At 41.8% G+C, this 24,578-nt stretch carries 24 protein-coding genes; 18 read left to right on the top strand and 6 right to left on the bottom strand.

The window, feature by feature from the left end; translation table 11 throughout:
• Window positions 1–55: 55 nt before the first annotated feature.
• The 5 genes from jag to rpmH are packed head-to-tail and all read right to left on the bottom strand — an operon-like array spanning window position 56 to window position 2,932.
• Window positions 56–829: an RNA-binding cell elongation regulator Jag/EloR gene (jag, locus tag G589_RS0105755; protein WP_026521419.1), complete on the bottom strand. Its 774-nt coding sequence runs from the start codon at window positions 827–829 to the stop codon at window positions 56–58.
• Window positions 830–852: 23 nt separating this feature from the next.
• Complete coding sequence (locus G589_RS0105760) at window positions 853–2,163, bottom strand: YidC/Oxa1 family membrane protein insertase (protein WP_026521420.1); 1,311 nt, start codon at window positions 2,161–2,163, stop codon at window positions 853–855.
• A gap of 18 nt (window positions 2,164–2,181) precedes the next feature.
• Window positions 2,182–2,391: a membrane protein insertion efficiency factor YidD gene (yidD, locus tag G589_RS19000; protein ID WP_022769286.1), complete on the bottom strand. Its 210-nt coding sequence runs from the start codon at window positions 2,389–2,391 to the stop codon at window positions 2,182–2,184.
• Window position 2,392: 1 nt separating this feature from the next.
• Entirely contained in the window at window positions 2,393–2,740 is a 348-nt protein-coding gene (gene rnpA / locus G589_RS0105765; RefSeq protein ID WP_026519182.1) for a ribonuclease P protein component, read from the bottom strand.
• Between the two features lie 57 nt (window positions 2,741–2,797).
• Window positions 2,798–2,932 carry a 50S ribosomal protein L34 gene (rpmH, locus tag G589_RS0105770; RefSeq protein ID WP_013282343.1) on the bottom strand — a complete coding sequence of 45 codons (135 nt, stop codon included), beginning with the start codon at window positions 2,930–2,932 and terminating at the stop codon, window positions 2,798–2,800.
• Between the two features lie 548 nt (window positions 2,933–3,480).
• Between rpmH and dnaA the strand changes: the two genes are divergently transcribed.
• From dnaA to G589_RS0105810, 8 genes are all read left to right on the top strand, one after another.
• Window positions 3,481–4,881 carry a chromosomal replication initiator protein DnaA gene (dnaA, locus tag G589_RS0105775; RefSeq protein WP_022769289.1) on the top strand — a complete coding sequence of 467 codons (1,401 nt, stop codon included), beginning with the start codon at window positions 3,481–3,483 and terminating at the stop codon, window positions 4,879–4,881.
• Window positions 4,882–5,181: 300 nt separating this feature from the next.
• Entirely contained in the window at window positions 5,182–6,291 is a 1,110-nt protein-coding gene (gene dnaN, locus G589_RS0105780) for a DNA polymerase III subunit beta (RefSeq protein ID WP_026521421.1), read from the top strand.
• Between the two features lie 12 nt (window positions 6,292–6,303).
• Window positions 6,304–6,519: an RNA-binding S4 domain-containing protein gene (locus G589_RS0105785; RefSeq protein ID WP_022764924.1), complete on the top strand. Its 216-nt coding sequence runs from the start codon at window positions 6,304–6,306 to the stop codon at window positions 6,517–6,519.
• On the top strand, window positions 6,516–7,625 hold the full coding sequence (gene recF / locus G589_RS0105790; protein ID WP_026521422.1) for a DNA replication/repair protein RecF: 1,110 nt from the start codon (window positions 6,516–6,518) through the stop codon (window positions 7,623–7,625). The genes G589_RS0105785 and recF overlap by 4 nt, the downstream gene beginning before the upstream one ends.
• Before the next feature lie 10 nt (window positions 7,626–7,635).
• Window positions 7,636–9,573, top strand: coding sequence for a DNA topoisomerase (ATP-hydrolyzing) subunit B (gene gyrB / locus G589_RS0105795; protein ID WP_022769294.1), 1,938 nt, complete (start codon window positions 7,636–7,638; stop codon window positions 9,571–9,573).
• Between the two features lie 48 nt (window positions 9,574–9,621).
• Window positions 9,622–12,141 carry a DNA gyrase subunit A gene (gene gyrA / locus G589_RS0105800; RefSeq protein WP_026521423.1) on the top strand — a complete coding sequence of 840 codons (2,520 nt, stop codon included), beginning with the start codon at window positions 9,622–9,624 and terminating at the stop codon, window positions 12,139–12,141.
• A gap of 11 nt (window positions 12,142–12,152) precedes the next feature.
• Entirely contained in the window at window positions 12,153–13,607 is a 1,455-nt protein-coding gene (locus G589_RS0105805; RefSeq protein ID WP_026521424.1) for a GGDEF domain-containing protein, read from the top strand.
• Between the two features lie 4 nt (window positions 13,608–13,611).
• Window positions 13,612–14,373 (top strand): exodeoxyribonuclease III, encoded by a 762-nt coding sequence (locus tag G589_RS0105810; RefSeq protein WP_026521425.1) that lies wholly within the window; start codon window positions 13,612–13,614, stop codon window positions 14,371–14,373.
• A 56-nt stretch (window positions 14,374–14,429) separates the two neighbouring features.
• On the opposite strand, the gene G589_RS19005 is transcribed toward G589_RS0105810, so the two are convergent.
• Window positions 14,430–15,356, bottom strand: coding sequence for an alpha/beta hydrolase (locus tag G589_RS19005; protein WP_051192203.1), 927 nt, complete (start codon window positions 15,354–15,356; stop codon window positions 14,430–14,432).
• A 107-nt stretch (window positions 15,357–15,463) separates the two neighbouring features.
• Between G589_RS19005 and G589_RS0105820 the strand changes: the two genes are divergently transcribed.
• From G589_RS0105820 to G589_RS0105865, 10 genes are all read left to right on the top strand, one after another.
• Window positions 15,464–16,993, top strand: a complete 1,530-nt coding sequence (locus tag G589_RS0105820; protein ID WP_026521426.1) for an MBOAT family O-acyltransferase — start codon at window positions 15,464–15,466, stop codon at window positions 16,991–16,993.
• 20 nt (window positions 16,994–17,013) lie between these two features.
• Window positions 17,014–18,111: a hypothetical protein gene (locus tag G589_RS0105825; protein ID WP_026521427.1), complete on the top strand. Its 1,098-nt coding sequence runs from the start codon at window positions 17,014–17,016 to the stop codon at window positions 18,109–18,111.
• Between the two features lie 65 nt (window positions 18,112–18,176).
• Window positions 18,177–19,256: an undecaprenyldiphospho-muramoylpentapeptide beta-N-acetylglucosaminyltransferase gene (locus G589_RS0105830; protein WP_026521428.1), complete on the top strand. Its 1,080-nt coding sequence runs from the start codon at window positions 18,177–18,179 to the stop codon at window positions 19,254–19,256.
• Between the two features lie 13 nt (window positions 19,257–19,269).
• Entirely contained in the window at window positions 19,270–19,512 is a 243-nt protein-coding gene (locus G589_RS0105835) for a TIGR03905 family TSCPD domain-containing protein (RefSeq protein ID WP_022769305.1), read from the top strand.
• A gap of 15 nt (window positions 19,513–19,527) precedes the next feature.
• Window positions 19,528–20,334, top strand: a complete 807-nt coding sequence (locus G589_RS19010; protein ID WP_035775463.1) for an NUDIX domain-containing protein — start codon at window positions 19,528–19,530, stop codon at window positions 20,332–20,334.
• A 151-nt stretch (window positions 20,335–20,485) separates the two neighbouring features.
• The gene (locus tag G589_RS0105845) at window positions 20,486–21,724 is read left to right on the top strand and encodes an SPFH domain-containing protein (RefSeq protein WP_026521429.1); all 1,239 of its coding nucleotides are present in this window, start codon (window positions 20,486–20,488) and stop codon (window positions 21,722–21,724) included.
• A 16-nt stretch (window positions 21,725–21,740) separates the two neighbouring features.
• On the top strand, window positions 21,741–22,673 hold the full coding sequence (locus G589_RS0105850; protein WP_026521430.1) for a sugar kinase: 933 nt from the start codon (window positions 21,741–21,743) through the stop codon (window positions 22,671–22,673).
• A 15-nt stretch (window positions 22,674–22,688) separates the two neighbouring features.
• A complete protein-coding gene (gene bcp / locus G589_RS0105855; RefSeq protein ID WP_026521431.1) occupies window positions 22,689–23,144 on the top strand; it encodes a thioredoxin-dependent thiol peroxidase in 456 nt (151 codons plus the stop codon).
• Window positions 23,141–23,887, top strand: a complete 747-nt coding sequence (yaaA, locus tag G589_RS0105860; protein ID WP_026521432.1) for a peroxide stress protein YaaA — start codon at window positions 23,141–23,143, stop codon at window positions 23,885–23,887. The genes bcp and yaaA overlap by 4 nt, the downstream gene beginning before the upstream one ends.
• Before the next feature lie 21 nt (window positions 23,888–23,908).
• Window positions 23,909–24,532 (top strand): hypothetical protein, encoded by a 624-nt coding sequence (locus tag G589_RS0105865; protein ID WP_026521433.1) that lies wholly within the window; start codon window positions 23,909–23,911, stop codon window positions 24,530–24,532.
• Window positions 24,533–24,578: the final 46 nt, after the last annotated feature.

The following is a 24,578-nucleotide window of genomic DNA, read 5'->3' on the forward strand; positions in this document are numbered from 1 at the left end:
AAATAAAACCCCTCAAGACCAAGGCTTGAGGGGCAATCTAATCTTCATCCAAAGATTATTTCTTTAAAGTAACAACTACTCTTCTGAATGGCTCATCACCTTCACTGTGAGTTGTAACAAATCTGTCGTTCTGAAGAGCTGAGTGGATGATCCTTCTCTCATAAGGATTCATTGGCTCAAGAGCAACTGACTGTCTTGTTTTCTTAACCTTTATAGAAATATTCTTTGCAAGGTTCTCAAGAGTAGCCTTTCTTCTTTCACGATAATTCTCTGTATCAACTTTTACATGAATGTACTCTTCTGTCTCTCTGTTAACTACAAGAGAAATGAGGTACTGGAGTGAGTCAAGAGTCTGTCCTCTCTTACCGATGAGAACTCCCATCTCATCTCCTGAAAGCTCTACATCAAGGATGTTCTCTTTGTCATTGAATTTGGAGTTTAAGTTAACTTCCATATTCATTGCGCCGAACACATCCTTAAGGAATGCATTAGCCTTAGCTACAAGCTCATCTCCGTTGATGTTTGAAGAAGCTTTTTTCTCAGTTTTAACTTCTTCCTTAGGAGCTTCCTTCTTTTCTTCCTTTTTAACTTCTTTCTTTACTTCGGGCTTCTCTTCTTTTTTAGGCTCTGCTTTTACTTCCTCAACTTCAGGAGCTTCTTCTTTGATCCTGGCTTTTATAACAGCAGGCTTTGAAGCGATTCCTAAAAATCCTGAAGATCCGCTTGATACTACTTCATAATCAAGTCTGTCGCTGGTAACCATTAATGTCTCACAAGCTTCTGTGATGGCATCATCAAGGTTTTTTGCTGTAAACTCTCTATATTCCATTATAATATAACCTCCCGGAAAGATTACTTATTATTCTTTTCATTAAAGTCTTTTACCATGTTTGCTTTTGCAAGAAGTGAATCCTTACGGATCTCCTTATTGTTGTAAACAGATTTAACCTTCTCAAGCTTCTCTTCCTTCTCAGCTTCTGAAATGCTTGAATCCTTAGCTGAAGAGAGATCGTTGTTCTTGGTTGAAAGGTTAGCATAAAGACTCATCTGCTTGGTTGTCTTGTTCTTCTCAAGCTTCTCTTTATACTTAGCTGTGTTCTTGGCAATCTCAGCATCGATATCAATCTTGTCGATGTGTCTGTTAATAACAACCTGCTGGATTGATCTGACAACAGCACCGGCGATCCAGTAAATACCCATACCTGCAGGAAGACTTAAGCAGAATACTGCTGACATGATAGGCATCATGAGGTTCATAGTCTTCATTGACTGCTGCATCTGAGCTGTAGGATCATCAGCATTTGCCTTGCTGTTATCCGAAGCAGGCTGAGGCATAAGCTTAGTGTTGATCCACTGTGTGAGTGCTGCAAGAACAGGAACCATTACACCACCGAGCATCAGAAGGAATGCCTTATCAGCAAAACCTGTCTTGATCATGTACATAGGAGTATCACTGATGTTAAGACCAAGGAAGTAGTTGAATCTGGTAAGTGCTGAATGTGTGTTTTCAATTGATGCTGAAAGTGATGGGAACTGAGCTGTTAAGCTGTTCCAGTCAGCTGTTGATGCTTTATTGAGAACATCGATAAATGTGTTCTTAATATAAGTAGGATCACCTGATGTGAATGCTTCATTTGTAAACTGATTCTTGAACACTGAAGCACTTGAAAGTGTCTGTAAGAAATCAGCAGCACCTGTTGTTGCTAAAAGATCTTCTACAAGAGGCGAGAATGCATTCTTAACGATAGTTACGTAAGCAGGAATCTGGTAAATAACACGGTAAAGTGCAAAGAGGATAGGCATCTGGATAAGAAGCTGAAGACAGCTACCTGTCTGAGATACGCCATACTTAGCATAAACCTCTTTTGTCTCCTGCTGCATTGCAAGCATTGAATCGTTGTCTTTCTTACCTTTGTACTTAGCCTGAATAGCCTGAAGCTCTGGGCTCATCTTAGCCTGAAGCTTGGAAAACTTCTGCTGCTTGTATGTCAAAGGTAAAAGACATAAGTAAATAACAATAGTAAAGATAATGATGGCAAGACCAATGTTTGGAATACCAATAGCATTTAAAACATTGAAAATACCATTCATAAGATGACCGAGAAGCCATGCAACCGGTCCTACAATTTTACCCTGATACTGGGTAAGTAAAACTCCCTTCAAATCATACCTCCTAACGAATTATGGAACCGGATCATATCCACCGCTGGAAAAAGGATTGCATCTTAGAATCCTCCAGGCAGCAAGTAATCCCCCTTTGATAGCTCCATATTTTTCTATTGCTTCTAGTCCATACTCGGAACATGTTGGTATGTATGGACATTTTGTTCTCTTTAATGGAGAAATATACTTCCTATAAAGTTTGATCAAAAAGATTAATATCTCTTTCATCTCATTCACCGCCATTTTTTATTATGCGGGCCTTACCTGCCAGGCTTAAAAGAGATTCTTCTATATCAAAATAACTAGCATCTCTCGCACAGGCTCTGGCAACGACTACTATATCCAAACCACTATTGAATACATTTTCATGTAGTCGGTACGCTTCTCGAACCAGTCTTGCAAATCTGTGCCTTACAATACTGTTCCCTATTTTTTTGCTACATGAGATTCCGATCTTATTATTAGAACCGCCATTTTCCCACACATAGACAACAACGAATTTATTGGCATAACTCTTGCCGTTCTCATAACAGTTTCGAAACTCTTCTGTCTTTTTCATTGAATCTGAAAAAAGCATTTTCTAATTCCTTTATTACAGATGAAAAAAGGTCACATTATTATGTGACCTTTAAAATCATGCTGATAGTCTCTTTCTTCCTTTAGCTCTTCTGGCAGCTAAAACTTTTCTACCGCCCTTTGTAGCCATTCTTGCTCTGAAGCCGTGTACTCTGGCTCTCTGAAGCTTATGAGGCTGAAATGTCATCTTCATATTCGGAAACACCTCCTTCTTAAACAAACTAACCTATTTAAAGGTCCGTTAAATGAGAAGAAACTTCTCACAATTATCAATGATTACATCCAGTGTGGAAAAAATCTTTATAATTATAATAAATAAAATCCGCTTGGTCAAGCCATTAATGGACGTTTTTTTATCCTATTGTATTTTAAATATTTTTTTCAAAATTTTTCCACCAATATGTAGTGCCATAAAAAATTATCCACATCAAAATGTTGATTTTGTGGATAACTTGTGAATTAATATTTTTTTAAAAAAGATATCCACATTTTTTTTAATTTTTGTGGAAAAGATAGTTATTCTTTAGTGGTTAACATCCTAGAAATGCCTTATTTAAGCCATTTATAACAGTAGATAGCTTATAGTGGATAAACACCTATTTTTCCACAGAGATTTTTTTCGTAAGTTTTTCTCACATTTTTAAAAAAAGTTATCCACAATTTTCGTCTGATTGATATTTAAAGTCATTTAATATAAAATAGAAAAAGTCTAAATTTATGCTTTGTTTGGGGAAATCTTATATGCAATCATCTACTGAAATCACCGAAATATTAAGAACAAATTGGGAATCTATCAAGAATACCATCAAGAATGAAGCCGGTATTACTGATATTTCTTATAAAACCTGGATTGATCCTCTTACTGTATACGGATTTGAAAACAATACAGTTAAGATCCTAATTCCTTCGGATAATTCCATTGCTCTTTCATACATAGTAAATCATTATGTTGGATTCTTTCAGGTAACAATTTCGGAACTGCTTGAGACAGTTATAGAAGTATCTTTTATTTTAAACAAAGATATTATTAATAATGAAGAAACACATGAAAATGTAACTGAAGAAAATAATTCACCTCAGTATTCATCAGGTATTTCACACGAGAATTCAAATCTCATTCCTAAATACAGATTTGATACCTTCGTCGTAGGAAGTAACAACAAGTTTGCTCATTCAGCTGCTCTTGCAGTTGCTGAATCTCCGGGAACAGCTTACAACCCTCTTTTCCTTTATGGAGGACCGGGACTTGGTAAGACTCACCTTATGCATTCAATAGGTCACTTTATTATTGAGCATAATCCACAGGCCAAGGTTATCTATGTAACATCTGAGCAGTTCACCAATGAAGTTATTGAATCAATCAGAAGTAATAGACCTGAGAACATGAGTAAACTCAGAGAAAAATACAGAACTGTAGATGTTCTTATGGTCGATGACGTACAGTTTATTATAGGTAAGGATGCAACACAGGAAGAGTTTTTCCACACTTTCAATGCTCTTCATCAGGCAGGTAAACAGATAATCCTTTCATCCGATAAGCCACCCAAGGAAATGGCTACTCTGGAAGAGAGATTCAGATCTCGTTTCGAGATGGGACTTATCGCTGATATCCAGTCTCCTGACTATGAGACAAGAGTTGCAATTCTTCGTAAGAACGCTGAAGACTATGGCAGAAGGATCGGCGATGATGTAATCGACTATATCGCTACCAACATCAAGTCAAACATCAGAGAGCTTGAAGGTGCTTTCACCAAGATCATCGCATACTCAAGACTTAACAATGTTGATATCACACTTGAGAATGCAATGGAAGCTCTTAAGGATATCATTTATCCTGACAAGACCAAGGTTATTACTCCTGCTCTTATCATGGATACCGTCTGTGAACAGTACGGAACCAAGAAAGAAGACATTGTATCTAAAAAGAGAAATGCAGAGATTGTTCTTCCAAGACAGATCATCATGTACCTTTGCAGAGAACACACAGATGCTTCCCTGGAAGAAATCGGAAGGATCCTTGGTAAGAAAGATCACACAACTGTTATGAGCGGAATCAATAAAATCAAGCAACTTATTGCTTATGATGATGACCTTAACAGGAATTTGGATGTTATAGTTAAAAAATTGAATCCTTCTTTATAAAAAATAGACCACATTTTGTGGATAACTTTTTAAAAATAATGTGATTTAAAAGAGGATTGATTGTTGATTGAGGGTGGATAAGTTTTTCCACCCTTTTTTACTAATATTTGCCTTGTTTATAACTTTAGAATTTTCAACATCAATTTTTTTGTTTTCAACACCTAAAAATTTGTAAAAAAGCCTTTAAAATTGTATAATAGAATAGGTTTTACACTTATCAACATCTATTAATACTGTTTTTATTATTAATTAATAAATATTTTATATTATAGTTTTGTGTTGAAGGGAGTCGAGGATTAAATGAAATTTGTTTGCTCAAAATCTAATCTGGTAAGCGGATTACAGATTGTATCAAAAGCAGTACCTTCTAAGACAACAATGTCTATATTGGAGTGTATCCTTGTTGATGCAACAGAAGGAGTTATTAAGTTTATTGCCAACGATATGGAACTTGGTATCCAGACCGTTGTTGAAGGTAACATTATAGAGAGAGGTTTCATTGCAATAGATGCCAAGATCTTTGTTGATATTGTAAGAAAGCTTCCTGACAATGATGTAACCATTGAAACAGATGCATCTAACAAAGTTACTATCAGCTGTGAAAAGGCTAAGTTTAATCTCCCCGGAAGAAAGGGTGATGATTTTACTTATCTTCCTTCCATTGAGAAGATCGATGGTGTCAGCGTTTCTCACTTTACACTTCGCAGTGTTATCCAGCAGACTATTTTCTCTATTGCAGAGAATGATGCCAACAAGATGATGGGTGGCGAGCTCTTTGAGGTTGACGGAGAGAATTTAAAGCTTGTATCTCTTGACGGACACAGAATTTCCATCAGGAAGGTTAAGCTTTCAGGAAGCTATCCATACAAGAAAGTTATAGTTCCCGGTAAGACACTGGGCGAGATCAGTAAGATCCTCAGTGACAGCACAGACAAGATGGTCAGCATCTACTTTACAGACAAGCACGTACTCTTTGAGTTTGATAAGACAACCGTTGTATCAAGACTTATCGAGGGCGAGTATTTCAGCATTGATCAGATGCTCTCAAGTGACTATGAGACCAAGATGAGCATCAACAGGAAAGAGCTTCTTGAGTGTATCGACAGAGCAACTCTCCTTGTAAAAGAGGGCGACAAGAAGCCTGTCATCATGTCAGTAACAGACGAGACAATGGAACTCAAGATCAATTCCGCTATAGGTAGCATGGATGAGGAAATTACAATCGAGAAGCAGGGAAAAGACATTATGATTGGCTTCAATCCTAAGTTCCTTATTGATGCTTTAAGAGTTATAGAGAACGAGACTATTGATATGTATTTTGTTAATCCTAAGGCTCCATGCTTTATCAGAGATAAGGATTCAACTTATATCTATCTCGTACTTCCTGTTAACTTTACAACAGTTGATTAACAAAGGACACTAATGGAAACTATTAAACTTAGAGAAACAGATGAATTTATAAAACTTGGCCAGGCCCTTAAAAAGGCCGGCCTTGAGAGCTCCGGTGTAGATGCCAAGATGGATATCCAGTCAGGGCTTGTTAAAGTAAACGGAGAAATAGAAGAAAGAAGAGGCCGTAAGCTTTACGACGGAGACATCTTTGAATTTGACGGCAAACAGGTAAAAGTAGAAAAATGATAATCAAATCATTAGAGCTGGCCGATTTCAGGAACTACGACAATCTTAAAATAGATTTTAGCAGCGGAACCAATATTTTATACGGCGACAATGCCCAGGGTAAGACCAATATCCTGGAAGCTATTTATGTCTCAGCAACCACTAAGTCACACAAGGGCAGCAAGGACAAAGAAATAATTAACTTTGGTAAAGAAGAGGCTCATATCAGAACCATTTTAGAGAAAGATAACGCTGAATACCGCGTAGATATGCACCTTCGAAAGAACAAATCCAAAGGCATAGCAATTGATGGTCAAAAGATAAAAAGAGCTTCAGATCTGATCGGAAGACTTAACGTGGTCTTCTTTTCTCCTGAAGATCTTAGCATTATTAAGAATGGTCCGTCCGAAAGGCGCAGATTCATGGATATGGAGCTGTGTCAGTTAGATCATATATATCTAAACAGCCTTTCTAAGTACAACAAGCTTGTAGTAGAAAGAAATAAAGTTCTTAAGGATCTATTCGAGAAGCCTGAAAACAGTGTACTTTTGGATGTTCAGGATAAGCAGCTTTGTGAGTATGGATCCGTCATTATCAAGGCCAGAGAAAAATTCATCAAAGAGCTTAATGAAATAATCAGTCCTATTCATGAGAAGCTTACGGGAGGAAAAGAACTTCTCTCTGTTTATTATGAGCCCAATGTAAGCTTTGAAGAATTCGAGAAGAAGCTTTCAGCTTCCAGAAAAAAGGATATGTATGCCAAGCAGACCACCATTGGTCCTCACAAGGATGATTTTTCATTCATTGTAAAAAAGGCACAGGATCCGGAACAAGAAGGAATCGATATCAGAAAGTATGGCTCTCAGGGTCAGCAAAGAACAGCATCTCTTTCACTAAAATTATCTGAGATTGAGATTGTAAAGAAATCCAAAAAAGACAATCCGGTGCTTCTTCTGGATGATGTTTTGTCAGAACTTGACAGCAACAGGCAGAATTATCTTTTAAACACCATAGGTGATATTCAGACCATCATCACATGTACCGGACTTGATGAATTTGTAAATAACAGATTTGAAATAGATAAGCTGTTTAAGGTTACAGAAGGAACAGTAAGCAGCGAGAATTAAGGAGTAGAGAATGAGTAACGAAGAAGTACAGTATGGCGCCGATCAAATCCAAATTCTTGAAGGACTAGAAGCGGTAAGAAAAAGACCCGGTATGTACATTGGTACTACAGCAAGCAGGGGACTTCATCACCTGGTTTATGAGATTGTTGATAACTCAGTAGATGAAGCGCTTGCAGGTTTTTGTGATCATATTGAAGTTACCATCAATGAGGACAACACCATTATCGTCAAGGATAACGGACGTGGAATTCCCGTTGATGTAAACCACAAGTCAGGTCTTACCGGAGTAGAGGTAGTATTTACAATTCTTCACGCCGGCGGAAAATTCGGCGGTGGAGGATACAAGGTATCAGGCGGACTTCACGGTGTTGGCGCTTCAGTAGTTAACGCTCTTTCTGAGTGGCTGGAGGTTCAGGTAACAAGAGACGGTAAGGTTTATCAGCAGCGCTACGAAAGAGGTAAGGTTTGCTATGCCCTTAAGGAAGTAGGCACTGCTCCTGAAGGAGTGACAGGTACAAGAGTTTACTTCAAGCCGGATGCACTTATATTCAAAGAGACAACCGTCTATGATTACAACATTTTAAAGCAGAGACTGCGTGAGATGGCATTCCTTACAAAGGGACTTCGCATCACACTTACAGATATGAGAGTAGAAGAAGGCGAGGATCCTATATGCCAGACCTTCCACTACGAGGGCGGAATAAAAGAGTTTGTTCAGTACCTTAACAAGTCTAAGACATCTCTTTATCCTGACATCATGTACTTTGAAGGAAACAAGAACAACGTTGCTGTTGAGGTATCTCTCCAGCACAACGATTCCTACACAGAGAGTATTTATACCTTCGTTAACAACATCAATACTCCTGAAGGAGGAACACATCTTGAAGGTTTCAAAGCAGCACTTACCAAGACCTTCAACGATTATGCAAGAGCTAACAAGATGCTTAAGGATAACGAGGAGAACCTCTCCGGAGAAGATATCCGTGAGGGACTTACAGCTATCATAAGCGTAAAGATAGAAGATCCTCAGTTTGAGGGACAGACCAAGCAAAAGCTCGGTAACTCAGAAGCAAGAGGAGCTGTTAACAGCGTTGTAGGCGAGCAGCTCACATACTTCCTTGAGCAGAATCCTAGTATTGCCAAGCAGATCTTGGATAAGGCTATCCTTGCTCAGAGAGCAAGAGATGCTGCAAGAAAGGCAAGAGATCTCACAAGACGTAAGTCAGCTCTTGACGGACTTGGACTTCCCGGTAAGCTTGCAGACTGTTCCGACAAGGATCCTAAGAACTGTGAAATCTTCATCGTTGAGGGAGATTCCGCCGGCGGATCAGCTAAGACAGCAAGAAGCCGTGCAACACAGGCTATCCTTCCTCTTAGAGGTAAGATCCTCAACGTTGAAAAGGCAAGAGTAGACAGAATCTACGGAAATGCCGAGATCAAGGCTATGATAACTGCCTTCGGTACAGGTATCCACGATGATTTCGATATCAGCAAGCTCCGTTATGACAAGATCATCATCATGACCGATGCCGACGTAGACGGTGCTCACATCGCAACACTGATGCTGACATTCCTCTACAGATTTATGCCACAGCTTATCAAAGAAGGTCATGTTTATCTGGCTCAGCCACCTCTTTACAAACTCGAGAAGAACAAGAAGGTGTGGTATGCATACAGTGATGAGGAGCTCAACAAGATCCTCACAGATGTAGGAAGAGACCAGAACAATAAGATCCAGCGTTACAAAGGTCTTGGTGAGATGGATCCCGAACAGCTTTGGGAGACAACCATGGATCCTGAGAGAAGAGTACTCCTTAGAGTCAACATCGACGAGGAATCCGAGTCCGATATTGACGTTACATTCACAACTCTCATGGGTGATAAGGTTGAACCAAGAAGAGAGTTCATCGAGAAGAACGCTAAATTCGTTAAAAACTTAGATATCTAAAAGAAGGACGATTAAATGGCCGAGAATAATAATAATAACAACAACGAAATGCCGGAGGATGTTTTTGATAAAACAACCACCGACAGAATAAAAGAGGTCGATCTCCAAAAGACCATGGAAGCGGACTACATCGATTATGCAATGAGCGTAATCGCATCCCGTGCCCTTCCTGATGTACGAGATGGACTTAAGCCGGTTCAGAGAAGAATACTCTACTCCATGATAGAGCTCAACAACGGTCCCGATAAGCCACATCGTAAGTGTGCGCGTATTGTCGGTGACACAATGGGTAAATATCACCCACACGGTGACAGCTCAATCTACGGAGCATTGGTTAACATGGCTCAGCCCTGGTCCATGAGATACTGCCTTGTTGACGGACACGGAAACTTCGGTTCTGTGGATGGCGATGGCGCAGCTGCCATGCGATACACTGAGGCTCGTCTTACCAAGATTTCCATGGAGATGACAGCAGATATCGGAAAAGACACTGTTGATTTCACTCCAAACTTTGATGAGACAGAGAAAGAGCCTGTAGTTCTTCCCAGCCGTTATCCTAACCTTCTGGTAAACGGAACAACAGGTATTGCCGTAGGTATGGCAACCAATATTCCTCCTCACAACTTAAGGGAGGTTATAAATGCCGTAGTTAAGATGATCGACAACAAGGTACTTGAAGACAGAGAGACCGAAGTTGATGAGATTCTTGAGATAATAAAAGCTCCTGATTTCCCTACAGGCGGAATCATCCTCGGAACAAGAGGAGCAGAGGAAGCTTACAGAACAGGTAGAGGAAAAGTTATCGTAAGAGCGGTTACTGACATCGAACCCATGCAGGGTGGAAAGAACAGGATCGTTGTTACAGAGCTTCCTTACCTTGTAAACAAGGCTAACATGATCGCTAAGATTGCTGAGCTGGTTAAACAGAAGAAGCTTGATGGAATCACAGCACTTAGAGATGAGTCAGACAGAGAAGGTATGCGTGTTGTAATCGAACTCAGAAGCGATGTTAACCCTAACATCATGCTGAACAAGCTCTACAAGCATACACAGATGCAGGATTCCTTCGGAATCATTATGCTGGCTCTTGTTAACAACCAGCCTAAGGTAATGAGCATCACCGAGATGCTTACTCATTACATCAAGCATCAGGAAGAGGTTGTTACAAGAAGGACCAGATACGACCTCAACAAGGCAGAAGAGCGTAACCACATCTTAGAGGGATTGCTCATCGCCCTTGATAATATCGATGAAGTTATTAAGATCATCAGAGGCAGTGAGACAGTAGCTATCGCAAAAGAGCAGTTGATGAGCCGTTTCGGACTCTCAGAAGCTCAGGCACAGGCTATTGTTGATATGAGACTTCGTACTCTGACAGGTTTGGAGAGAGACAAGCTTGAACAGGAGCACGCTGAGCTCTTAAAGAGAATTGAGGAGTTGAAGGCTATCCTTGCAGACAAGAAGGTACTTCTTGGAGTAATAAAGACTGAAATCCTTGAAATCTCCGATAAGTACGGCGATGACAGAAAGTCTCAGATCGGTCATGACGATTCAGATATCGACATGGAAGATCTTATTCCGAATGTAAATACAGTTATTGCAATGACAGATCTCGGATACATAAAGAGAATGTCTATTGATAACTTCAAGTCACAGAACCGTGGCGGTAAGGGAATTAAGGGAATCACCACAATTGACAATGACTTTGTGGAAGATATCCTTATGACCACAACCCACAACTACGTAATGTTCTTTACCAATACAGGAAGGGTATACAGGCTCAAGGCATACCAGATTCCTGAGGCATCAAGAACATCCCGTGGAATGGCTATAGTAAACCTTCTCCAGCTTGCACCCGGAGAGAAGATTTCTGCCATGATCCCTGTTACAGGCTTTGAGGATGAGGATAAGTCTCTGTTTATGGTAACCAAGAAGGGTACTGTTAAGAAGACTCCTATCACAGAGTTCTCAAATGTTAGAAAGACAGGACTTGCAGCCATCAACCTTCGTGATGATGATGAGCTCATCGAAGTTAAGACTGTAAAGAAAAAATCAGAGATATTCCTGGTTACCAAGAACGGTATGTGCATTCACTTTGATGAATCCGACGTTCGTTCAACCGGAAGATCATCTATCGGTGTAAGAGGAATGATGCTCGATGACACCGATGAGATCGTAGGAATGCAGATAGATACTCAGGGAGATTCACTGCTTATCGTATCTGAGAACGGCTACGGAAAGAGAACAACACTCTCAGAATTCCACTCACAGTTCAGAGGCGGAAAGGGAGTTAAGTGCTATAAGATCACCGAGAAGACCGGTAGCGTTGTAGGTGTAAAAGCTGTTAACGATGACAATGAGATCATGATGATCACAAATGCCGGAATCATTATTCAGCTTAGAATGAATGACATTTCCGTACACGGAAGAGTAACCTCAGGTGTTAAGATGATCAACCTTGATAAGGGCGTAACCGTTGCCAAGATTGCCAAGGTAAGAGAAAAGATATCTGACGGTGAAAAAGAGATCGACAATATCGACGATATTGAAGAATCCAGTGAAGAATAAATGAGGGGCTTATGAACATCGGACTGCTTATATCTGAGATTGAGGATAAAGAAGTTAAAAAGATCATAATAGGTGCAAACCAGGCGGCGAAGGACAAGGGGGTATCCCTTGTCGTCATCCCCGGTAAGTATCTTATTTCAGATGCCGGTGATATTAATGCAGGCTTTGAATACCAGTATTCTGCTCTTTTTGACTATGCTGTAACCTCAGATTTTGATGCGCTTGTCATTGATATCGAGCGAATCGGATCTAAGACAACTATCCTCAAGAAGGAGGCCTTCCTCAAAAAGTTTGAAGGCATTCCTGTGCTTACTCTTACTGAAACAGATGGCTACAAGAGCGTTAATCCTGTTAACACTGTTAAGAATCAGTTTGAGCAGCTGGGATATGAAGCAGTAAGCGATGCTGTATTTTATGCCAAGAATCAGGTCCTTCCTCCGCTTGAGCCTGCTCAGGATTTTACTTTTGTTAATGGTTCTGAAGCTGATGCACTAAGAGCAGTACTTGGAGTAAGTGATATTTTCCTTCACAAGAAATATGCGGATGACAAATTGTCGGAAGCTTTTTCACAGATGGCTGCGAATGCCGGAATTTCCACCTGCGGAATTCTTCTCTATGAGAAAAATGCCAGAAATACCATAAAGTATCCATGGACAAGACCTGAAGAGATCAGCGTAAAGAGTGCTATCATCGATGGCAATAATATTTCCTTTAAGGATGAGGGAATGACTCTTTCAACCAATAAGGTAATATCCACCTTTGCCAAGAACCCCGGAAGGTCCTATATTCTCGGAGATATTTATGCCGGAGAATATCAGCTTGGAATCATGGTTTCCGAGCTTACAGAGGGTATACTTATCGATTATTGCTTTGATAATATAATGGCTCTTGTTACCGGAGCATGCAGACTTTCATCTCTTGAAAAAGAGCTTCAGAAGACCACAGAAGAACTCTATGAGGTTCAGGAAGAGCTTGCAAGAGATGACTCAGTTCTCGATCACATCGGAGAGAACGACTATCTCACAGGAGGTCTTAACAGAAGAGGATTCTTCTCCAGGGCTTATGACCTTTTGAAGGAGAAGTTTGTTCCGGGAAAGAGTGCTCTTGTTGCCTATATCCACATGGAGTCACTTAAGAATATCAACAGCCTCTACGGCCATGAAGAGGGTGACAGGGCAGTTAAGAGAGTAGCCCAGATCCTTGAAGAGGTCTTCAGTGACGGTGTTTATGGCAGAATAAGAGGCGATGAATTTGCCGTTATCGTGGTAGCAGATGAAGAAGGCAAAGCAGAATCCTTAAGAGAAGAGATGTCTGAGCAGAATGCCAAGCTTTTATCTGAGCGCAGCAGATATTTGAATCATCTTCAGTATTCCATCTGCGAGTTCAGTCATGAGGAGAATCTATCCCTTAGAGAGATGTTAAAAGAAACTGACGAAAACCTTCAGAGAATAAAAGGAAACTTATAAATTTATGAGCAAAAAGCTAGTATCATGGAATGTAAACGGCCTTAGGGCATGCGTTTCAAAGGGATGCTTTCAGGAATTTATGGATAAGGAAAACCCTGATGTGATCTGCCTTCAGGAGACCAAGCTCCAGGAGGGACAGATTGAAGTTGATCTGCCCGGGTACGAGGAGTACTGGAACTATGCTGAGAAAAAGGGCTATTCCGGAACAGCTATCTTTACAAAAGAAAAGCCCCTATCAGTCAGCTACGGACTGGGTATCGAGGAACACGACCACGAGGGAAGAGTCATAACGGCAGAGTATCCCGACTACTATCTTGTTACGGTTTATGTTCCAAATGCCAAGGAAGACTTATCAAGACTTGAGTATCGCCAGCGTTGGGAAGATGATTTCCTGAAATTTATAAAAGGCCTTGAAGAGAAAAAGCCTGTTATCTACTGCGGCGATTTAAATGTAGCTCACAAGGAAATAGACCTTAAGAATCCAAAGCCCAACAGAGGACATGCGGGATTTACAGACGAGGAGAGGGAGAAGTTTGACAATGTGGTTTCTTCCGGACTTGTAGATACCTTCAGACATTTCTATCCTGACCTTGAGGGAGCATATTCCTGGTGGTCATACAGATTCCAGGCAAGAGCCAAGAATGCCGGATGGCGTATAGATTACTTTGTGGTATCACAGTCTCTTTTACCGAAGCTTGAGGATGCCAAGATATATTCAGATGCCCTGGGTTCTGATCACTGTCCTGTAGGACTTATACTGAAATAAAAAAATCCTTCCCATTCTTCTTCGGATGGGAAGGTTTCTTTTTAAGGTCATAGTGCTTAGCTAAAGAGCTTACCGATAAAGGTATCAACCTTGTTCCAATAGTTTACAGGGTCTTTTACGACTCCTAAGATATGGCTTGCGCCAAGGATCATACAGTACTGCTTGGGACATTTAGCTGCTTCATACAGTCTTGAGCACATGTGGGGATCAACGAAAGTATCGTCATCTCCGTGGATGAACAAAGTAGGTGTTGTCGATCTTGCAACAGCATCTATTGGTCTTACGTCATTGATGTCATATCCGGCTCTTAACAAAATGCTGAGTCTTAAGATGATGATAGCAAGTGGTGTCGGAACAAAAGAGCCTTTGAATTTCTTATAGGCTGAAGCAAACTGCTCGGGAAGTGTTGTAAATGAGCTGTCTGCAATGGCACCCTTAACATTTCCGGGAAGAGTTTCACCTGTAGTCATAAGTGTTGTGGCAGCGCCCATGCTCATTCCGTGAAGGATTATCTTAGCTTCCGGATCTCTTTTAACAATCCAGTCTATCCACTGGAGGGTATCAAGCCTGTCATCAAGGCCGTATCCGATGTAATTTCCCTCGCTCTTGCCAAAGCCTCTAAGGTCAATCATCAGGCAGTTATAGCCTTTTTCGAGATAATGTTCTGCGTAAATGCCGTTACATTCGTGGTTATCCCAGATACCGTGGATAAGTAAGCAATAGTTGTGGGTATCTTCCGCAGCCGGAATGAAGCTGGCGTGAAGACGAAGATTATCGAGACTTTCAATAAATTCGTCTCTCCTGCGCGGATGATTTCTTACAAATGATCTTCCCTTAGTGATAGCCGGGTCAAGATCCTCACTGTCATCGGTGTGCTGGCGGGGAACGGTTGACGTCTTATATGCATAATCAGAGAAGGCAAAGGCCCCTCCAAGTAAAGCCGTTAAGGCTGAAAGTTTAAGCAGTGCATTTTTCTTACTCATGTAAAATCTCCATTTTTCCTGAAAAAGATATATCTATATTAACATTTTTTTCAGAAAGATGGCGAAGTGTGTTATACTCTTTTCGAGTTTACACGTGGAGAAAATGAATGGGTTTTAATTCCTTTACATTTATACTGGCCTTTTTGCCGATTTTGCTCATAGGCTGGCATCTTTTAAACAGGGCAGAGCTTTTCAGGATAGCTGATGTTTTTCTGATTGGCCTGTCTTTATACTTCTACTATTCCTTCGGGGTATCATTTCTTGTGATACTCCTTGTCAGCATTGCCGTAAACTTCTGCTTAAGCGCTGTCATGGAGAAGGCACCTTCTTCCAAAAAGCTTTTGAAAGTCATAGGCGTGTTATTTAATCTTTCACTGCTTTTTTACTTCAAATATCTGGGATTTTTTGTGGATAACTTAAATGCTCTTGTGGGTTCACACCTTTCCGCAAGAGAGATACTAATGCCCATAGGAATCAGCTTTTTTACCTTCGGACAGATATCGTTTATTGTGGACAGAGCAAACGGCGAAGCTCCTCACTATTCCTTCATCGATTATGCGCTCTATACCGTGTATTTCCCCAAGCTTATCCAGGGACCTATTGCGTTCCACAAGGAGATGATAGACCAGTTTGGGCAAAAGAGCCTTAGGCGCTTTGATACGGACACCTTCGCCAAAGGACTTATGTCTTTTATCATAGGTCTTGGAAAAAAGGTCATCCTGGCAGACACTCTTGCTAAATCCGTGGACTACGGCTTCCACTACACATATTACATGGATACGCTAACCGTGATTGCTGTAATGCTCGCCTATGCTTTCCAGATATATCTGGATTTCTCGGGCTACTGCGATATGGCAAACGGCGTCAGCATGATGCTTGGCTTTAAGCTGCCTGTAAACTTTAACTCACCCTACAAGGCATCAAGTGCAAAAGAGCTGTGGCAGAGATGGCACATGACTTTGTCCAGATTCTTTATCAAGTATGTCTATATTCCGCTTGGCGGAAGCAGAAAAGGCAAGCTCAGAACCGTTATTAATGTTCTTATAGTCTTTGTGCTGAGCGGACTCTGGCACGGCGCCGGATGGACCTATATCTGCTGGGGCCTTATGCAGGGGCTTTTGGTTGTGTGGGATGATCTAGGAATTGTAGGTGTTAAGCCTTCAAAGAGTGAGGAAAGCAGTGCCAAGCCAAGAAGATACCTCCTTAGGGAAAAGCCTTTATTTATGGTTCCGAGGGCAGTGGGAAATGCTCTGACATTCTTTATGTTTGTAGTATCGCTTGTGTTCTTCAGGTCACAGGATATGACCTACGCAATTCAGATGTTTAAGCAGTTCTTTTTCTGGACTTACCCGGGATTCCTCTACAGGACAGCATCTCAGCTGGTCATTGCAGAGAACTATATCCCGAGACAGCTCTTTTCCCAGCTGGGTATCGCAGGGGGAGATACAATAGTATATATGGCGACACTTATTGTACTTCTGATAGTCAGCGCCTTTATCATGACAAGGAAGAACACTCAGGAGATGATTGAGGAGACGAAGTTTAGCTTTAAGACTGTACTTGGACTGACAATAGTTTTCGTCTGGTCCTTTATATCACTCTCCAATGTCAGCACATTTATTTACTTCCAGTACTAATCTTGAAACGGTAACAATACATGTCAGATAAACAAAACTCGAAAAACTTCATAAAAAGGTTTGCCATAGCAGTTCTGGTGCTCCTTGTTTTTATCGGAGCAGTAGTCTATGCCTTTGATCCCTTCTATCACTACCATAAGCCATGGTTTGGAATGAAGGCGGTTTTAAATGACAAGGAATATCAGTGTGTCGGGACTCTCAGGAACTTTGATTACGATGCTCTTCTTGTGGGATCTTCAGTAATGGAGAACAACGACAACTCCTGGTATAACGATGCCTATGGCGTTAAAGCCATCAAGGCTATCAGGTCCTATGGAGCCACAGCGGATCTGTGTTACCTTTTGGATGTGGCCTACGAAGAGCATGATCTTAAATATGTCTTTTACAATATTGATCCATCCTCGCTTTACGGAGAGGCGGAGACTACCTACGAATCCACAGGTTGTCCCATGTATCTCTATGACAGCAATCCGTTTAATGACATTCAGTACCTCTATAACAAGGATGTCTTATTTGAGAAGATTCCCTATGCAGTGGCCAATTCCTTCATGGGAGACTATAATGAGAATCTCTCCTATAACTGGGCCAAGTGGAAGAACTTTGGTTCGGATATGGCTCTGGGTCTGTACTTCAGACCTACTGAGGTAAAAGAGATGCTCTCAGAGGATGCGTATCTTGATAAGGTAAATGCAAACATTGAACTTTTGACAGCGCAGGTTGAGGCTCATCCCGAGACGGAATTCATTTTCTTTTATCCGCCCTATTCAATGCTCTGGTGGGATATGAGCCTTCGGGAAGGCGAGAAAGACGCAATTATCCGATGCGAAAAAGAGATGACGAAGGCTCTTTTGTCCTATGACAACGTCAGGATTTTCTGTTTCCAGGGCGAGAAGGAAGTTACGACAAACCTTGATAACTACATGGATACCATTCATTTTTCTCCGGAGATCAACAGACTTATGCTTGATCACATCATTGCCGGGGAGTATGAGATGACTATGGATAACTACGAAGAAATGCTGGATGAAGTGAGCGCCTTTGCTGATGATGTGGTAAATGATTATATCCTTCCATACGAGAAGGATGGCCTTCTTAACTACGCATCAGAGGAAGAATGACTTTTTACATGTGCTAAAAAATGATATACTTATACAGCAAGTAAGCTTGGAAGAAGGATAAGAAATTGAGTGAGAGAGCAACTAAGAAAATTGTACTTACAGGCGGCGGAAGCGCAGGACATGTAACACCTAACATTGCCCTGATACCAGCCCTGAAGAAGGCAGGTTTTGAAATATACTACATCGGTTCCTACGAAGGCATCGAGAAGAAGCTTATTGAGGACTACAACATTCCGTATTTTGGGATCTCAACAGGTAAGCTCAGAAGATACTTTGATCCCAAGAACTTCTCAGATCCCTTCAGAGTTTTAAAGGGAATGTCCGAAGCAAGAACTCTTCTTAAGAAGATCCAGCCTGACGTTGTCTTTTCAAAGGGCGGATATGTCAGCGTGCCCGTAGTAAGAGCTGCAGGCCTTCTTAAGATTCCGTATATCGTCCATGAGTCGGATATGACTCCCGGACTTGCCAATAGACTGAGCATGTCAGGAGCAAGCAAGATCTGTTGCAACTTCCCTGAGACCATGAGACTTCTTCCCGCAGATAAGGCGGTTCTTACAGGAACACCTATAAGAGAAGAGCTCGGCAAGGGATCAAAGCAGGCAGGAAAAGAGCTGTGCGGCTTTACAGATGACAAACCGGTTCTTATGGTTATCGGAGGATCTCTCGGTGCGCAGTCTGTCAACGAGACAGTAAGATATGCACTTCCAAGGCTCCTTCCCAACTTCAACGTAGTGCACCTTTGCGGAAAAGAGAAGATGGACAACCTCAAGCTCACAGTACCGGGATACAAGCAGTTTGAGTACGTCAAGAATGAGCTTAAAGATATCTTTGCAATGGCTGACATAGTTGTATCAAGAGCAGGCGCAAACTCAATCTGCGAACTGCTGGCTCTGAAAAAGCCCAACATTCTGATACCACTCTCAACCAAATCCAGCAGAGGAGATCAGATGCTCAACGCAAGGAGCTTTGAACAGCAGGGATTCTCTATGGTAATCGACAATGACGACCTTGATGAGGACATTCTTGTTGAGACAATAGAAGAGCTCTACAACGACAGAGAGAAATATGTTGAGGCAATGAGCAAGAGTAATCTTCACAGCGCCACAAACACAATCGTTAAGATAATAAACGAAGAAATTCAGTAATAGAGGTAATATCATGATATACAAGACAAGAGGAACCTGCTCAACCCAGATAGATATTGAGGTTGACGGAGATATAATTAAGTCGGTCAAATTTACAGGCGGCTGTAACGGAAACCTTCAGGGAGTATCAAGACTGGTTGAGGGCATGAAGGCAGAAGATGCTATTGCGAAGCTCCGCGGAATAAAGTGCGGCTTTAAGCCAACATCCTGTCCGGATCAGCTCTCCTACGCAATCGAGCAGGCAATGAATGCATGACAAAAGGTGGCTCACATGACAGAGCGCAGAGACTTAAACGGATTAACTGAAAAAGAGTTTTTGGAAAAGTACACAGATACGGTGTATGACAAGCCTTCAGTTACGACGGATATTCTCGTCCTTGGTGTGGACGAGACTTTCGCCCATTTGAAGGCTCTTTTGATAAAAAGAGATGAACACCCATATCTTGGCTTTTATGCTCTGCCCGGAGGATTTATCAAAAAGGACGAGACAGCTTATCAGGCTGCAGCCAGGAAGCTCTACGAAGAAGCCGGTATCAAGGATGTGTATCTTGACCAGATTTATACCTTCACAAGGCCCGGGCGTGACCCGAGAACCTGGGTTATGAGTATCGCATACCTTGCTCTGGTCGGCGATGTGTCAGAGATAAAGACCACAGGAGAGTGGTTTGACCTTGAGTTTGAGGATGATAAGATAAGGCTTTATAACGATGAGTCCGGAGCTGAGATTGTTTATCCTGTCAGCATAAAGAGATTTAAGAATGGCCGGATTGAGTATGAAAACAGGGTGGCAGACACAAAAGGTAAGGGCGAGAAGCTTGCCTTTGACCATGTGGAGATCATTATTGAATCTATAATGAAGCTCAGGACCTTCTTTGAAAACTCAGACCTTGCCTTTAACATGGCCGGGGAAACCTTTACTCTTCCTGATCTTCAGGCTCTGTACGAGCTGGTCCTTGGCAAGAAGCTCTATAAGACCAATTTCAGAGCACTGGTAGCGCCCAAGATCGAGGCCACAGGGGAAAAGATAAAGTCCAAGACCAGCAATAAGATGTCGGCAGAATACAGATATATTGGATAAGAATAACGAATGAAAACCTTGGAAAAGAAATTTTTCGAGGTTTTTTTATTTTGCCTGTTGACAAAGTAGTAAATTACTACTAATATGTAATCAAGAAATAAATAGTAGCAAATCGCTACTAATAAAACCTATAAATAAGGAGGGGCAGGATATGAAATTTAAAAAGTTTAGTCCAAATGATTATGTAATGGTGGTTAAGAACGGAAAGATAGTGAAACAGGGACTTGGTCTTTCACTTTTTTACAACGAGCTGACAACGAATATTATGGTAGCGCCTTCTACCGCCTTTGACGGAGCATTTGCATTTGATGACCTTGTTACCAGTGATTATCAGAGAGTATGTGTACAGGGTGTTACGACCTACATGCTCACGGATTACGAGAAGGCAACACAGATGCTGGACTTCTCTTACAACAAGGGAGCTGCGGTATATGAGAAGATAGCTGTTACGATGGCACTTCTGGAAAAGAGGATCAACAACATCATCAAGGCGATCATCATCAGGGAAGTCAGCAGGAAAGATGTAAGGACAGTGATAAGATGTGCCGATGAGATGGCCAAGGTGATCGTCGATAAGCTTGAAGCTGATGAATCTATTACAAAGCTCGGTGTCAGCATCGTGGGAGTTAATATCCTTGGCATCAATCCAAACGCTGAGACAAGGAAAGCTCTTGAAGCAGCAGCCAGAGAGGAAATCCTTAAGGAACAGGATGATGCGATCTACATGAGAAGAAATGCAGCCATCGAGCAGGAGAGGATCATCAAGGAAAATGAGATCAACACCGAGATCAAGGTTGCAGAGAAGGAACGTGAGAAGCAAGAGAAAGAGCAGGATATGAAGAAATATGTCCAGCAGTGTGAACTGGACATGAAGAAGGAAGAGCAGGAAAGAGAGCAGGCAATGAAGCTCAAGGCTCTTCAGGCAGAGCTTACCATGAACAATGAGAAGCAGGAAAAAGAGCAGGCTATGAGGCTCAGAGCCCTGAAGGCCAATCTTGCACTTGATACAGAGAAACAGGAAAAAGAACTGGAACTTAGAGAAAAAGCAGCAACAAAGAAAATGGAGATCGACAATGAAGAGATGCTTGGAAAAATCGAACTGGAGAAGAAAAACAAAGAGTATACAGCTCTGGAAGCCGAGAATGCTAAGATCAAGGCGGACCAGGAAGCCTATGCAGTTGAAGGCATTGTGAGAGCATACAACAACCTAAACGTTGCACTGGTTGAAGCATGTGCAATGGCTCAGATGGATCCCGGAACCCTCATGGCAAGGGCATTCATGAACATCGGAGAAAACGCTGATAAGATCGGTACCTTCAACATGACACCTGATCTTCTTCAGACAATAGCAAACGGAATCGGAGAAAACCTGGTAAAAAAACAGGCATAAGTTTTAGGAGGCGGACATGGCTGACAGAGGAATGAATAAGGTAGTTCTCATTAAGAGACGCACCAGATATGAAGAACTTAAGAGGCGCTACAACACAGTAGAGCAGGCAAGATTTTACATAGAGCATCTGGGTGCGGATTTTACCGACTACGAGAGAGAGGACAAGATTTATAATGCAGTCCTAGAGCAGGTAAGAAGCTATGTCCGCCCGGTAGCAAGACTCCAGGAGATTGACAGGGAGTATATTCCCAACATGATCTTCGGAGAGAAGGATATCGTTATCGCCGTAGGCCAGGACGGTCTTGTGGCAAATGTCATGAAGTACCTGGATGGCCAGCCCCTCATAGGAGTAAACCCCGATCCTGAAAGATGGGACGGGGTGCTGCTCCCCTTTGAAGCAGGGGATATGGAGAGAATCCTTCCACGAGTAATAGATGAGAAATTCAGTGCAAAAGATGTTACAATGGGTAAGGTCACATCAAAGGACGGACAGGTTCTTTACGCAGTAAATGATTTCTTTGTAGGCGTAGAGAATCATACGTCTGCCAAGTATCACATAAATTACAGGAATCGTATTGAAAATCAGTCATCTTCGGGTATCATTATTTCAACAGGCTTTGGAATGACCGGCTGGCATAAATCTGTAATGGCTGAGTTTAAGGGAATGGCAATGGCCTTTGGCCTGGGAGCGATCAGAGAACCGGAATATGACTGGAGCAGCAGAAATCTTACCTTCCAGGTAAGAGAGCCTTATCCAAGCCGTTTCACACAGGCGGATATTGTTTACGGACAGATCAAAGAGAAGGAGAACCTGATACTCACTTCGGACATGAGTGAAAAGGGAGTTGTCTTTTCCGACGGAATTCTTGATGACGTCATCGAATTCAACGCCGGTATGCAGATAACAGTAGGCGTTGCAGAGCGCAGAGGAAGGCTGGTAACAAGCTAAAAGGAGGGTTATCTTATGTTAGAGGTTGGAACTAAGGCTCCGGAGTTTGAGCTTCCGGATCAGAACGGAGAAATGCATTCACTTAAGGATTACAGAGGTAAGAAGGTAATTCTGTATTTTTACCCCAAGGATAATACCGCAGGATGTACCAAGCAGGCTTGTGGTTTTTCTGAGAGATATCCGCAGTTTACAGAGAAGGGTGCTGTGGTTTTGGGAGTAAGCAAAGACACGGTAGCTTCACACAAGAAATTTGAGGAAAAATACGGTCTTGCTTTTACGCTTCTTGCTGACCCTGAGCGCAAAGTGATAGAAGCTTATGATGTCTGGAAAGAAAAGAAAAACTATGGAAAAGTATCCATGGGCGTAGTAAGAACAACATACCTGATCGATGAAGAAGGCATCATCATAAGGGCTAATGACAAAGTTAAGGCAGCTGATGATCCGGAAAAGATGTTGGGAGAACTTGAATGAGGATAATCCTTTCCCCTGCCAAGAAAATGAATGTAGATACGGATAAGCTTGAGTATCAGGGATTACCTGTGTTTCTGGAGCATACACAGGAAATTCTTGAGTGGCTACGCGAGCAGTCTTATGAAGATCTGCAAAAGCTTTGGGGCTGTAATGACAAGATAGCCGAGCAGAATTTTAGGCGTATCAAGGAAATGGATCTTAGCAAAAGGCTGACGCCTGCTATACTGGCGTATGAAGGAATCGCATTTCAATACATGGCACCTGCAGTTTTTGAGGATAGCTCTTTTGACTATGTTCAGGAGCATCTGCGGATACTGTCAGGTTTTTATGGTGTACTAAAGCCCATGGACGGTGTAACACCGTACAGGCTTGAGATGCAGGCGAAAGCGGAGATTGGCGGACATAAAGATTTATATGAGCTGTGGGGATCTCGCTTGTACGAAGAAGTGAGGGATGAGTCCGGGGTTATAGTCAACCTGGCTTCCAAGGAGTACTCAAAGTGTATAGAGAAGTACCTGGGAGCAGGAGACAACTATGTAACGGTGACCTTTGGCGAGATGGCAAAGGGGAAATTCGTAACTAAGGGTACCTATGCCAAGATGGCCAGAGGCGAGATGGTTAGGTTCATGGCTGAGCGCGGAATTGAAGATCCGAAAGATATCAGGTCTTTTGACAGACTTGGATATGTATATAGAGATGATCTTTCAAGCGATACAGAGATTGTGTTTGAAAGAAGATCGTGATTTAAAATTTGGGAGAGAGATATGGGAATTTTTGATTTTTTAAAAAAGAAAGAAGATGAGAAGCCGGTTAGTTCGGAAAGGCCGGCTTATGACAAAGCAAGTCTTGAGGAGTTCAAGGCGCAGCTTAATAAGGCCAAGGAGGAGCAGGGAGACTGGAAAACACCGTATACTGAGCTTATGAAAGCAGTATATGAGCAGCCTGTTCTCTTTTTTGCATTGTCCAGAGAACAATATGATAAGGAAAATAATACAAGTGTTCCGCTGATAAGTACTAAAGACTTTGGCGGTGTTCCGGCGCTTTATGTATTTAGTGATGTTAATGTCGCAACAGGTTGGATGCAGCATTATGGGTTTGTTACTGAGGATATGAAGTACGGTCTCATCGGAGCAATCAGGAAGGATCAGTTTAATTTCTTATCTGTATTTACTATAGCTGCGCATCTTGGGGCTCAGATGATCATGCTTGATGAAGGCGGTTCCTTTGTGGGTATCAGACTGGGTGAGTTCTTTGAGGCAAACGGTATAGACCCCACTAAAGTCGATATGCCGATCAGTAAGGAAGATGCAGAAAAAATGGTGGCTAATAATATCGAGCCACAATTAGGGTTTATGAAAGTGCCTGCCATCCCACTTACAAGAGCGTGATAAAAATGAGCCACTGACTCCGTCCCTAGGGCTCAAAAAACACTTG

It is taken from the genome of Butyrivibrio sp. VCB2001, from assembly GCF_000423965.1.
GTDB lineage: Bacteria > Bacillota > Clostridia > Lachnospirales > Lachnospiraceae > Butyrivibrio.